The 14,455-nt window shown below is 34.5% G+C and carries 8 protein-coding genes; all 8 read left to right on the forward strand.

All coding sequences use genetic code 11. The features are described from left to right. Positions 1 to 164 precede the first annotated feature (164 nt). The 8 genes from M0P98_07580 to M0P98_07615 all read left to right on the forward strand — a co-directional run bounded on the left by M0P98_07580 (position 165) and on the right by M0P98_07615 (position 14,376). Complete coding sequence (locus M0P98_07580) at positions 165 to 902, forward strand: ABC transporter permease (GenBank protein MCK9266716.1); 738 nt, start codon at positions 165 to 167, stop codon at positions 900 to 902. A 1,462-nt stretch (positions 903 to 2,364) separates the two neighbouring features. After that, a complete protein-coding gene (locus M0P98_07585; protein MCK9266717.1) occupies positions 2,365 to 4,788 on the forward strand; it encodes a type I restriction-modification system subunit M in 2,424 nt (807 codons plus the stop codon). 61 nt (positions 4,789 to 4,849) lie between these two features. Beyond that, the gene (locus M0P98_07590) at positions 4,850 to 6,079 is read left to right on the forward strand and encodes a restriction endonuclease subunit S (GenBank protein MCK9266718.1); all 1,230 of its coding nucleotides are present in this window, start codon (positions 4,850 to 4,852) and stop codon (positions 6,077 to 6,079) included. After that, on the forward strand, positions 6,076 to 9,084 hold the full coding sequence (locus tag M0P98_07595; protein MCK9266719.1) for a type I restriction endonuclease subunit R: 3,009 nt from the start codon (positions 6,076 to 6,078) through the stop codon (positions 9,082 to 9,084). Before M0P98_07590 ends, M0P98_07595 begins: the two co-directional genes overlap by 4 nt. Continuing rightward, a complete protein-coding gene (locus tag M0P98_07600) occupies positions 9,074 to 9,802 on the forward strand; it encodes a M48 family metallopeptidase (protein MCK9266720.1) in 729 nt (242 codons plus the stop codon). Before M0P98_07595 ends, M0P98_07600 begins: the two co-directional genes overlap by 11 nt. Before the next feature lie 89 nt (positions 9,803 to 9,891). Beyond that, entirely contained in the window at positions 9,892 to 10,347 is a 456-nt protein-coding gene (locus M0P98_07605) for a hypothetical protein (protein ID MCK9266721.1), read from the forward strand. A gap of 216 nt (positions 10,348 to 10,563) precedes the next feature. Beyond that, positions 10,564 to 11,145, forward strand: a complete 582-nt coding sequence (locus M0P98_07610) for a site-specific integrase (GenBank protein MCK9266722.1) — start codon at positions 10,564 to 10,566, stop codon at positions 11,143 to 11,145. A 42-nt stretch (positions 11,146 to 11,187) separates the two neighbouring features. After that, a complete protein-coding gene (locus M0P98_07615; protein ID MCK9266723.1) occupies positions 11,188 to 14,376 on the forward strand; it encodes a hypothetical protein in 3,189 nt (1,062 codons plus the stop codon). The last annotated feature ends 79 nt before the right edge of the window (positions 14,377 to 14,455 follow it).

Genomic DNA, 14,455 nt, shown 5'->3' on the forward strand with positions numbered 1-14,455 from the left:
GGGGTAGTTGGCAGGCTAAAAAAAATGAATAGCAGAGCGATAAAATAGGAAACGCCCCTTGTATGTCATTCCGGACTTGATCCGGAATCTCTTTTTTACTATCGCATCATAGGTGACAAAGCGGGTGGGAGAAGGCATAAAACGACAGATAAAAGAGGAAAAAAATGAAAAAATGGATAGCTTTCTGTAATATACTTTTGAAAGATATTCGTACCTACTATTTAAAACCTCCCAATATAAGTTGGGGGATTATTTTTCCGCTTGCCTGGACAGGTATGTTTTTTATTAAATCAGGGCAAGGTCTCGGCAGCTTACCAGAGTTACTTCCTGGGGTTATAGGAATTTCAATACTTTTTGGAACAACAAGTTTACTTTCGGTTACAATAACATTCGAAAAGAAGAGCCGCTCATTTGAACGTCTGCTTCTTGCACCTATGTCTCTTGAACTGCTTATGCTTGCTAAAACTGCTGGAGCGATACTCTTTGGTATTATAAATGCTTTCATACCAATTATTATGGCTTCTCTAATATTTTCTCTCTCTAAAATAGATTGGTTCACCTTAACACTAACAATAATCCTTATATCTATAAGTTCTACTTTTCTTGGACTTTTTATTGCTGTTTCTGTGAGCGAAGTTTTTGAGGCACAAACTTTCTCAAACTTTTTCCGTTTTCCAATGTTGTTTTTATGTGGCTTATTCTTTCCTATTTCCAAACTACCTGTCTTTCTAAAACCGCTTGCCTATATTATGCCGCTGACTTATGGGGCAGATTTACTTCACTTTTCTATCAACCAAACAAGTTACATCCCAATAGAAGTCAACCTTCTTGTTTTAACTGGGTTTTGTGTTTTTCTTTTTCTTATTAGTTTAAGAAATATCAGACAAAACTGGATACAATAATTTATTCCTTTCTGCCTTTGTGAGGACATACGAAGTAATCCTCAGGGGTTTACAATCAAGGTTGATAATTGAAAGCGTAAAGAAATGCACCCTTTTTTTGCCCTCTACCCTTGGGTTAATCCCTCCTCTCCTCTGGGGGAAAGGATGACAGGTGAGGGGGGCTTTTTGTTTTGTCTAATTTTTGTGTGCGAGTTTTAGGACAGAAGTTTTAGCGCAAGAAGGCGTTTTTTTAGCATGAGAAAAATGAAGTTACTGCTACTTTTCTGCCACCCTTGGAGGATTTTTCTCAGGAACTTACAGAGGTCGAAGTTGCGTAACCCTTGATACACAAGGCAGTGCGAGAGGGGGGAGTTGAACCCCCATGGGTCGCCCCACTGGATCCTAAGTCCAGTGATATAGAAAACAATACGAGGTCTCTCCATGCCAGAAATCTATTTAAACCTTTGTCAATCAAGCATTTATAAAGATTAATAGTCTTGTAAATATTTATAAAATTCTTCCTAAAAACAGCTGTATTTTTAAAAAAAAGGCATACTTTTGGCATACTTTTTGGCATACATAAAAAGTACTTTCGTCCTTGCCAATTAAAACTTGCCCATATTTACCTACTCTCTCATTGGTGTTAAAACAGGCGAAGACAAGTTGATTGTTACTCTGTAATACTTCCCCAGAATATAGAAAATCTATTAATGTGTATAGAATGCCAGCGAAAGTAGATTTAAAAATTAAAAACCTGCGAAACACTTACACCTGTAGAAGCAATAGGTTAATTGTCTCCAAATTAAGATAAATTAAGGAATTAAGGGTAGTGTTTACAGCGATAAAGCCAAAAGCATATAGTATAGACAGAATATAATAGTGATTATTATATGTAAAATCTCAATATATGTTTAATCACAGATATATCCAGAGATAAAAAATAAAGCGTTCTTTTTACCTGTAAAGAGAAAGTGTAGTCCAGTTGATGATCGCTTGTTTTTGATATGCTGGTGCTAATATTTTAAGGTAATACCGTTCAAGATAGCCTCGTAGCGATGCTTTCCGTTCTGTTCTCCATAAAACCGCATACTAAATTCAAAGTATATTAGTTTATAATCTGTAATGCCATTGTTTAGATAAATTCCTGTTTTAAACAGGTTAATAATGGTAAGAAAAATCTTCTTTAATTAGTAAATCAGAAAAGTAATATATTAATAATATATGAGTACAAAGAAATATATGGGTAGTATATAATTTTTAAGATAAGGTAGTATATAGGTTTTATGGTTAAATAACTTTCGGAAGGATTAATGAGTCGATATGTAAGATGCTTTTATCCTAATCTTGCTCGTTCTTTTACCTTTTCAGAAATAAAGTTTAATTCTTTTTATTTGTATTTTCTATACCATGCTGATAAAATGAACAGCAGAAACAGATAAGAAAAGTATATGTTAAACAGAATCCTTACAGGAAGGTGAGAGTAATGGCAATTAAGAAAAGTCAATTGTATAGCTCTATATGGGAATCTTGTAATGAATTGCGTGGTGGTATGGACGCTTCTGAGTATAAGGATTATGTTCTTGTTTTGCTTTTTGTGAGGTACGTGTCTGATAAATATGCTGATGAGAGGAATCCGCTTGTGGTTATTCCCGAAGGTGGGGGATTTAAGGATCTTGTAAAGCTCATAGGTAATACTAACATTGGAGAAGAGGTTAACAAGGTTTTGAGCAAGCTGGCAGAAGCCAATGGACTTAAAGGGGTTATTGATGTAGTTGATTTTAATAATGAGGATAAATTAGGGAAAGGTAAGGAGATGCAGGACCGCCTTTCTAACTTGATTACAATATTCAATAATTCAGAGCTTGACTTTAGCAAAAACAAAGCAGAAGGAGACGATCTTTTAGGTGATGCTTATGAGTATCTGATGAAACACTTTGCAGTTGAATCGGGTAAAAGTAAAGGACAATTTTATACGCCTGCTGAAGTATCTCGTGTAATGGCTAAAGTGATTGATGCAAGTGAAGCTAAAGATAAAACCTGGACTGTTTATGATCCAACCTGTGGTAGCGGTTCCTTGCTTTTAAAGGTTGCAGACGAAACACCTCAAGGTATAGCTATTTATGGGCAAGAGAAAGAAAACGCTACTGCAACGCTTGCAATTCTCAATATGTGGCTACATGGCCAGCCAACAGCCGAGATAAAAAAAGGGCAAAGTACGTTATCTGATCCACTTTTTAAAGATGAGAGTGGCCAGTTGCGAACTTTTGATTACGTAGTAGCTAATCCCCCTTTTTCATATAAAGCATGGAGAAGCGGTTTTAACCCTGAAGATGACAAATATCAAAGATTTGATGGGTTCGGGATTCCACCAAAGAAAAATGGTGATTTTGCTTTCCTTCTACATATAGTAAGGTCTCTTAAAAGCACAGGTAAAGGTGCTGTTATTTTACCTCATGGAGTATTGTTCAGAGGTAATACTGAAGAAGATATACGGAAGAACCTTATTAAGCGAGGGTATATTAAAGGCATTATAGGGTTACCTGCAAACCTTTTTTACGGTGTAGGAATCCCAGCTTGTATTGTAGTGCTTGATAAGGTAGAAGCTAATAGCCGAAAAGGAATATTTGTTATAGATGCTTCTAAAGGTTTCATTAAGGACGGCAATAAGAATCGCTTGCGTGAAAGGGATATCAGAAGAATTGTTGATGTATGGAAAGAACAACTTGAGATCCCAAAATTTTCTCGATTTGTTGAGATGGGAGAGGTTGAGAAGAACGATTATAATTTAAATATCCCTCGTTACATAGATACACAGGAAGCTGAGGATATACAAGATATAGAAGCACATCTTAAGGGTGGGATTCCTAACGCTGATATTGCATCTCTCAACGCTTACTGGCAGGTATATCCTTCACTTAAAGAAGCGCTTTTTACAGAATTAAGAGAAGGATATAGCAAACTTTCCGTTTCACCTGATGAAGTAAAACAAACCATATTTTCTCACCAGGAATTTAGTAGTTTTCGTGGGACAATTATGAATAAATTTGAGTCTTGGCAAGAGGATGTTGTTGCTAAGCTTAAGGAACTTGGAGCTACAGATCGCCCAAAAGTTATTATACAGAATATTAGTGATAAGTTGTTAAAAAAGTTTTCTGATACCCCGCTTGTAGATAAGTACGATATATACCAGTGTTTGATGACATATTGGGAAGAAGTAATGCAAGACGACACCCATATTATTACTGCTGATGGTTGGAAGTCAGGAAAAGAGGTTGTTCGTCTGCGGAAAGGGGCAAAGGGGAAGGATATTGAAGGGTTGGAAGGCCTTTTAGGGCGTTTAATCCCTATTGGGTTGACTATTGAAACTTTTTTTGCTGATGAACAAAAGAAGATTGAAGGGCTGAATTCAGATCTTGAGCAGATTAAAGCTGAGATGGATGAGATGAGAGAAGAATATGGTGGGGAAGAAGGACTTCTTTCTGAAGTTATAGAGAATGATAAGATAACAGGTAAAAGCGTACAGCAACGTATAAAAGAGATTAAAGACGATGCAGATTACTCTGATGAGATGGGAGTATTAGAAGAGTATGTTACTCTTATGAATAAGGAAGCGAAAACTAAAAAATCTATTAAAGATATGGTTAAGAGGTTAGAAGGCAAGGTGTTGCTTAAATATCCAGCGTTAACAGAAATAGATATTAAGACCTTTGTGGTTGAAAAGAAATGGATGTATGGGATTAAAAATCTTATAGAAGCAGAGGTAGATGCATTATCTCAAAAACTTGCCTCAAGAATAAAAGAGTTGGCTGACCGTTATGCTGATCCTTTGCCCTCTACAACAAAGGATGTCGAGGAGTTAACTGAAAAGGTAACCAATCACTTATTAAATATGGGGTTTGAAAGATAGCGGTTGCACTAAATATAGATTGTTATACATATAAGACAACTTTACGATTGAGAAGAAAACAATGGAACCAGATAAAGAGAAAATACCTAAAGGGTACAAATTAACTGAGGTCGGAGTTATTCCTGAAGATTGGATGATAAAAAATCTTGAAGAGTTTGGGATTCTAACTATGGGACAATCACCACCAGGCAACTCATACAGCTCAAACTACAGAGATATGCCTTTGCTCAACGGAGCTAAAGATTTAACAGAGAGTGGGATAATGATAACTCAGTATACAAATAAGCCGATACGTGTATCAAAAAGAGGTGACTTACTGTTTTGCATTAGGGCTACCATTGGGAATCTGCAAATATCGGATAGAACATATTGTCTAGGGCGAGGCATTGCTGCTCTCACTGTAAATAAAAGCTTTAGTAAAATATTTGTAGCGTATGTATTGCGTGGTTTATTTGAATTTATGCGAAATCAATCTCAAGGTGGTGTGATTAAAGGATTAAAGAAAGATGAATTAGCTGAAATTAAAGTATTTCTACCTGCATTAAAGCAAGAACAAACAGCTATTGCTGAGGTATTATCTGATGTTGATTCTCTTATTGATAATCTTGATAAGCTTATTGTTAAGAAGAAAGCTATCAAACAAGGCGTTATGCAGGAACTGCTTACAGGTAAGCGTCGTTTATCAGGTTTTAGTGGTAGGTGGGAGATGAAGCAGTTGGGGGAGATAGCTGAAATTTTTAAGGGGCAAGGATTATCTAAAGAGAAATTATCTTTATCAGGAGAGTACCCTTGCATTTTGTATGGGGAACTTTTTACAACATATAGTGAGAAAATTGATGAGGCATATAGTCGGACTAATTTTAAAGAAGGTAGATTGTCAGAGAGAGGAGATGTTTTAATGCCAGGGTCAACAACTACAGTAGGAATTGATTTAGCTAAAGCTTCTGCTATATTGATTGACAATGTACAACTCGGAGGAGACATAAACATAATCCGACAACTGGGTAACTCATCGTATAACTCTATTTTTCTCGCTTATTGTATAACCCACATTTATAAAAATCGTATAGCACAAAGAACTAAAGGAATCACCATTTATCACCTTTATGGTAATGATTTAGTTGATTTAGAGATACTGATGCCAGAAATGTTAGAACAAACGGCTATAGCAACTATACTCTCAGATATGGATGCTGAGATTGAAGCGTTGGAAGAGAAGTTATCTAAGTATAAAATGCTTAAACAAGGAATGATGCAGGTTCTTTTAACAGGAAAAGTGAGGTTGATATGACTCCATCAGTTGGACAGAAGGAGCGGGAAACTCAGAATCGTGTTATTGAGTTGTTTAAAACTCAGCTGGGATATGATTATCTTGGTAATTGGGAGAAGAGAGAAGATAATAGCAACTTTGAGGAGGAGTGTTTACGTGCTTTTCTTTCGGGTAGATCTTATAGTGAGAAGTTGATTGACCGCGCTATTCAAGAGTTTCGTCGAGTATCTGAGCAGAACAAAAGCTTGTACGAGCTCAATAAAGAGGTATATGGCCTGTTACGTTATGGTATGAAGGTGCGTGAGGAGGTTGACGAACAATATAAAACTGTTTGGTTGATAGATTGGAAACGCCCAGAGATGAACCATTTTGCTATAGCTGAAGAGGTAACAGTGCGGGGAAACAAGACGAAACGGCCTGATATTGTCTTGTATATAAACGGTATAGCTGTGGGTGTGTTAGAGCTTAAAAGAAGTACTGTTTCTGTGGTTGAAGGTGTTCGTCAAAGTATTGGTAACCAGGAAGATGAGTATATTAAACCTTTTTTTGCAACTGTACAGATTGTTATGGCGGGAAACGATACAGAGGGTCTGCGTTACGCAACGATTGAAAGTCCAGAGGAGTATTTTCACCAGTGGAAAGAGGAAGGTTTGGTAGAGCTTAGTTCTCTGGATAGGCAAATTACACAGCTTTGTGATAAGAAAAGAATTTTGGATTTAATCCATGACTTTATTGTATTTGATAGCGGAATAAAGAAGATATGCAGGCATAACCAGTATTTTGGTGTTAAAGCTGCTCAGCTCTCTGCAAAAAAGCATAAGGGCGGTATTATATGGCATACTCAAGGGAGTGGTAAGAGCTTGACTATGGTATGGCTTGCTAAATGGATACTTGAGAATATTTCTAAAGCACGTGTTCTGGTGTTGACTGACAGGGTTGAACTTGATGAACAGATAAAAGGTATATTTTTCGGTGTTGATGAAGATATTTATAGAACTAAAAACTGTCGTGATCTGATAGAGCAACTTAACACAGGTAATAAACGGCTCCTCTGCTCTCTTATACACAAGTTCAGATATAGAGAAGTTCGGGACGAAACTCATATTGATGAATATCTTTCTGAAATTAAGGCAGCCCTTCCTAAAAATTTTGAAGCTAAAGGGGATATATTTGTATTTGTAGATGAGTGTCATCGTTCGCATGGGGGGAAGCTTCATAAGGCAATGAAAAATATTCTGCCTCAGTCGACGATTATTGGATTTACTGGAACACCGCTACTTAAGGATGATAAAAGAAATAGTCGTTTGCTGTTTGGAGATTATATTCATACTTATAAATATGATGAAGCTGTTGCGGATAATATGGTTTTGGATCTGCGTTATGAAGCAAGACGGGTAGAACAAAATATTGTTTCGCAAGATAAGATTGATGAGTGGTTTGAGGAGAGAACAAAGGGCTTGACAGAGGTTGCTAAAAATAAACTAAAAGAACTATGGGGGACAATGCAACGTCTGCTTAGTTCTGAGTCGAGGCTTGAGAAAATTGTCTTTGATATTCTTGATGATTTTTTCAGGAAGCCACGTCTTGCCAGCGGGCGAGGTAATGCAATGCTTGTAGCCAGCAGTATCTATGAAGCTTGCCAATATTATAAAATTTTTCAGGATCAAGGGTTTAATAAGTGTGCTGTTATAACTTCGTATGGATTAGATGCTACCAATACCACAGATAGAGAATATGTTATTTATCAAAATATGCTTGCTGGTAGAACTAAGGAGGATTTTGAGCGAGATGTAAAAAAGCAGTTTATTGAGAAGCCTGGGCAAATGCAACTTCTTATAGTTGTGGATAAGCTTTTAACAGGGTTTGACGCTCCCCCTGCTACATACCTTTATATTGATAAAAACATGCAAGATCACGGGCTTTTTCAAGCGATATGTAGAGTAAACCGACTTGACGGAGAAGATAAGGAGTATGGTTATATAATCGATTATAGAGATCTGTTTAAGAAGTTGGAGTTAGCTGTTGTTAACTACACTTCTGGCGCGTTTGAAGGGTTTGATAGAGAAGATGTGCTGAATTTGCTTAAAGACAAATATGAGAAAGGAAAAGAGGGTTTAGAGAAAGCTCTTGAAGTTGTACATGCTATCTGTGAACCTGTATCTTACCCGAAAAGGTTAGAGGAGTATATATATTATTTTTGTGGTGATGTAGAGGATAAAGAAGCACTAAAAAATAACGAACTTAAACGAGTGGAGCTATACAAAGCTGTAAGTCGTCTTTTGCGGGCTTATGTTGATATAGCCAGTGATATGCAAGAAGCAGGGTTTAGGCAGGAGCATGCAAAAAAAATTGAGAAAGATGTGAAACATTATGTTAATGTGAAAACTGAGATAATGCTTGCAAGCGGTGATTACATAGATTTGAAAAAATATGAGCCAGCTATGCGTATGCTTTTTAACAGATACATAGTAGCTGAAGAAAGTGAGCAGATTAGTACCTTCGATGATATGACTTTAGTTGACTTGATTATATCTAAAGGGAAAGAGGGTATTGATAAACTGCCAGAAACAATAAAACAAAGCAGAGAAGCGACAGCAGAGACGATTAAAAATAATATCAGACGTTTAATAATTGATGAGATGCCCACAAACCCGAGATACTATCAGAATATGTCGGAGATTCTTGTTGATCTTGTTAAAAGGCGGAAACAGGAAGATATAGAATATGAGAAATATTTAAAAGAGTTAATAGAGTTAGCAAAAAAGGTTAGATATCCTGAGCAGTCGACTGATTACCCAAGCTCTATAGATACAAACGGTAAACGAGCTCTTTATGACAACCTGGGTAAAGATAAAGCCAAAGCGCTTAAAGTACATACTGCTATTCTGGAATCAAGAGAGGCATACTGGCGAGGCAATAAGCTTAAAGAACGAAAAATTAAAAACGCTTTAAAGGATATAGTGCCTAATGAAGAGGTAGATGATTTGTTTGAAATAATTAGGAATCAGAGCCAAGATGAATACTAACGTTTATATATTAAATGTGGGAAGTATTGAAGCGATAGTTATACGAAAGAATGTAAAAAACTTGCATCTATCGGTCTTACCTCCAATGGGAAAGGTAAGGGTTACTGCACCTATTTTTATGAAAGCTGACGCTATACGAATGTTGTTGGCTACACGTCTGAGTTGGATAAAGAAACAGCAAGCAAAGTTTAGAGCGCAGGAAAGACAAACTCCAAGAGAATATGTCTCAGGAGAAACCCATTACTACTGGGGAAAGAAGTACCGTTTAGAAGTTGTGTATCAAGATAAACCGCCTTATGTACAACTTAAAGGGAAAAATAAGATAATACTGTGTGTTAGACCTGGGAGCACTAAAAATAAACGAGAACAGGTAATGATGGACTGGTATAGGAAAGAACTTCGCAAGGTGGCAGATGAAGTAGTAGAATACTGGCAAAATAAGATGGATGTTTCTTTAAATGATTGGGGTATCAGGAGAATGAAGACACGGTGGGGTTCCTGTAATCAGGATTCTAAACGTATATGGCTTAATCTTGAATTAGTTAAAAAACCAGAGCATTGCTTACATTTTATTATCGTACATGAGCTAACCCATATACTGGAACGTAAGCATAATGACCGCTTTAGGGCATATATGGATAAATTTCTCCCCCGTTGGAGACAGATTAAGGAAGAATTGAATGGCTTTGCTCTGAACCACGAGTATTGGAATTATTGAAAAAAACTGTTCATTAAAAAATGCGTTATATTATCTGATAAATTTTATGCCATATGGGAGCAATTATATAACATAAGGAGGGTTTTAAAATGGATAAGCCTTTTACAAGATGGTATTGCGATGTTTGTGGGAAGGTAATAGAAGATGCTAAAGAAGGTTATGTAATTTGGGAAGTAACGGAAGATGGTAAAGAGTATAATTTCCAAATTATCCATGCTGGTAAATGTAGGAAAAAAGTGCCTTTTTGCTCTTCATCTTTAACAGATTTTCTTGGATATGATGGCTTAACACATCTTCTTTCTTTTTTGACTTATGGTCCGATAAAAATACATCTTAGGGAGAAATCACGTTGCACTATAAATGATTTTGATGGCTTTGTGGATTTTATGCGTCGAGTACAAACACCTTTTTATGAAGAGGCACGCAGATATTTCACTAATAACAAGCTTCTCGAACGCCACTGTGATGATAATGAGATAGGACCTTATATGCAGGCAACGCTCAAGAGTATAATAGAAAAATATGGAGAACATAAAGACGAATAAGTTATTTAAAACAACAACTTTCCCTGTCTCATCATACATCTCTGCTTTGTATATTATAAATAACGCAACATAATTAATTATAATGTTGAATCTTTCCACTTATTTAGGTATGATCGGCCTTATTAAATACTATTTTTATTATCCTATGTGCAACAAAATTGAGAAGTGTTGTATATAGAAAGGAGGTAGGTTATACTATGAATACGTTAGCAAAACTTGGTAAAACAGCTCTGCGAAGGCAGTTTCAGGAACGGTATCTTATATTACGGTGGAAGAGGTGAAAGCGATGATACAAGCAGTCGCTTTAAAGAAAAGACATCAGAAGAGGATATTATCTTTATCAAACTTCTATATATGACGGGCTTACGAGTATCAGAAGCTATCTCTGTCACTCCCAGTAAGCTTGTTGCGATAAATGGTGGATGGGCAGTAGATATTATAGGTAAAAGGAAGAAAAGAAGGTTGGTAGCGATACCTGAACATCTGGTGAATGAGTTGCGAGCTTATGCATATGAAAAACAGTTGAAACTGGAAGATAAGTTTTTCCCTGTAACCAGAAGTCAAGCATTCAGGATAGTTCAGAAAGCAGGAGAACAAGCAGGTATCAATAAAAAAGTGTATCCTCATCTTTTAAGACATACGGCAGCAGTTGAAAGACTAAAAAGAACGGGTAATCCAAAATCTTTGCAGTATCATCTTGGGCATTCCAGCCCAGTGATGACTATGCGGTATCTGAATACTTTACAGCAGGAAGAAGCGTTAAAAATACAGCAAGAAGTAGAGTTCAAAGATATTTAGAACACCTTAAAAAAATAATAAAGATATTGGTGTGCGGAGTATATGAAAATTAAAACAAAAAGTGACAATAAATTACGTTGGCTTTCTAAGCATATTGATACTAGAATGGAAGAGATTAGACCTTTGCCAGAAAAAACATCTTTCAAGCATTTTCTACAAGCCGCCTACAATTCTAACTTTGATGCTTTTTTGTTAGGAGTGGGTTTATCTATACTGATAAACGCTGTACTTGTTTTAATAATTTATAAAATTACCAACGAGTACCCTATAACGTTTATTTTACAACCAACAGCTTTTTTTTCAGCAGCAGTTACTTTTGGAGCATTACTAATTTCTGTTTTTTCTTTCATAATAAGATTTTCAGTAAAGATAGAAAGATTTATAATAACTGAAAAAGAAGTTCTCATCAATGAAACAAAAATTTTACCTATTTTATTTTTTTATATAACAACTATTTCTTTTTTGCCTTTCTTTCATAAACACGCAGGTCAATTCTGGAATTTCTTATTCGTTATTATTGCTGCAGTGTATCCTTATATTAAACTTATACATTTAACCTTGAACCCTTTTCTATTAGAAAAGAGAAGTGTTACTATGTGGCAAAACAAATTGCATAACTTAATTAAAAAAAGAGTGGATAGCGTAGTTGAAACTCGTATTGGGCAAAATATATTAATTAATTTTATTAACAGTATGATAAAAAAAGGAGTTCAATATGCTCCTTTTTCTACTTATGATGAAAAAGAATATATACAGATTTATGCAGATAAAAGAGGATATATTACAGATTATAATTTAAATGAATTAAAAAACTTTATTCATAAACAACAAATATTGGCAGGCGAAAAAAAGGGTAAAGAGCTAGAAGATAGTTATTCTGAAGAATATATAAAAAAAGTTTTTTTATTTAAAAAACTTTATAGGCAATCAATTGAAAAAGGAGAAATATTATTTGTTTATGCAAAGGATTTCTTTGATAATAACACTATTAAAAACCAATTATATAAAATGGATAAGTTTGTGCTTATAGAAAAAAGCAATCCTGAAGAAGATGTCTTTAATGAACTTATCAATAATATAACTCTTTTAAAAAAAGATTTAAAGCAAAGTATAAAAGAAAAAAATTTTGATATCTGTGTAGAAAATTTGAAATTATTAAATGCATTGGTCAATAAATTTATGGAAACTCTTGGTTTATATAAGATATCTTATAGTAGAGAATCTACTATCAAAGAGAATAGTTTTTTTATGTCCGAAGGTAGATGGCAAGTAATTGAGGAAATAAAAGAAATTTTTAAAGAAAGTATTGAAGAGGTTCTTGAGGTGTCAAGCCAGCGAATTTTAGAAGCACATATACGTCACTTGCGACTTGTTGCAAGAGATTGTTTGTCTTTCAAAAATTATTATGTATACAATATTTTTATAAACCTCATTCCTTACATTTATAAGAAAGGTGTTCACTCTACCCGAGATGATTTGGAACAAAAGACCCTTGTTTATGTGCTTTGCAAATATTGGGAAGAATATGCTACATGGTTTATTGAACCTAAATTAAGAAACATATCACAAAAAAGCCCTTTTGATGAAAATGAATTAAGAAGTTTAAAAGATTTTTCTTTGGGGCTCATAGGTATGTTTAATACTATTATGAAGATTGCTTATGATAAACGAAGATTAGATGATTTTAAAAAATTTCAAAAGATACTAACAAATCTTTTAACAAAAACAGGGAATCTTTATGCACTTACTATGCTTAAAGATTCTAAGTGGCGACTTTCAAGCTCACAATTGAATGATAAAGAAAAACTAAAAATTAAATATGCAATAACAGTTGCTGAAACATTAAAAGAAATAAAGCATTATAAAGAAAGCGTTATATGGGGGTTTGGTGCATGGTTTCTTAGAGAATACACAAATAATAAAATATCTATTGAGGTGTTTAATCAGTGGTTCTCTAATTGCCACATAACAGTAAATGACTTGCAATATCTTTCTGATTTATATATAAAAACGATTGAAGAAGATGAGCGAGATACCTTTGGTTGGGCATGGTGGATATCCTTTACGAATGAAGAAGATACAATGATGTATATGGATTTGCATGTTTACCTAACGTTGTTCTATTGTATACAAGCACTTAAAGTCTTAAAAGAAATGTCTGAATCTAAAAAAGAGGGATTAAAAATAAAATGGCCTGATGACAAAATATATTTGATTGCGGCAGAGGGTAAAGTTCATAAATGCTTAAAAGATATAGAGGAAAAAAAAGAATTCTATTTAACAATATTAAATGATAAAGAATTATCCAATGTAATTCCTTCTTTTCGTAAAATTTTAGATGGTATAGTAACTTCTTATAGAGAGAAGGAAGAAAAACAAATTATTAATGCCAAGATTTCAACGAGTAAAATAGAATCCTTTCAAAATAATTTTTTGTCAGCATATAAAACAAGTATACAGATGAAGCGTATAATGAAAAAATTTGGTTTTTTTAGAACTGTAGAAGATGATAAAAAACCATCCACTTATTGGGGTATAAATTCATGGTTTCCTAAAAACTTTTTCACTGAAAAACTTGATGTTGACGCAACTTATATAGCAAAACAGTTGGGTAGAGATTTAGCAAATAAAGCAAATGACCATATCCTTTCAACAATTATGCGAGGGTTAGAACAGGAAAGACCTGTTGTAATAAAATCAACTAATGAGTTTTTGTCTATCGTTGATAAAAGGATAACAATGCTTTCTTCTGCTGTTATATTTATTATCAATTCGTGGGAAGCAGAATATACTCTTACAGACGCTAAAAATTTTATTCTATCAAGCCTTGAAGATGGAGAAGAAATAAATTTATTAGGTAAATATAAAGATATCCCTGTTTTTAAATTTTCCTATGATGAATATGGTAATGATGATATGTTGCTGATAGTTGATTTAAAAAAGAGCGGTGAATTAATCCAGTATGTGCCTCCTAAAGAAGTTTTTACTGAAGAAAAACCTTTAGAACATTTTAGTTTTTACCTAAAAACATTTGATGAGAATGATGCTCGGGAATATATCAAAAAAAATCCTGATTTTCTTATAGGCAGTAAAAACGGTCAAAATAAATCCAAAGAAGAAACTATTATATATTTACAAAAACAAGTTCATTTGCGTATAGTAGAACAATTTAAATTTGAACTTGGAGCCAAGCCTGTAGGCTACAACATTCCCATTGTAAAAAGAATTTAATTTTTTACATATTATGTTTGATAAATACTTTTGGTGTAGAATTTACAAATTGGTATCTTATACCACACACTCGTTGTAA

The organism is bacterium, from assembly GCA_023230585.1.
Lineage (GTDB): Bacteria > Ratteibacteria > UBA8468 > B48-G9 > JAFGKM01 > JALNXB01.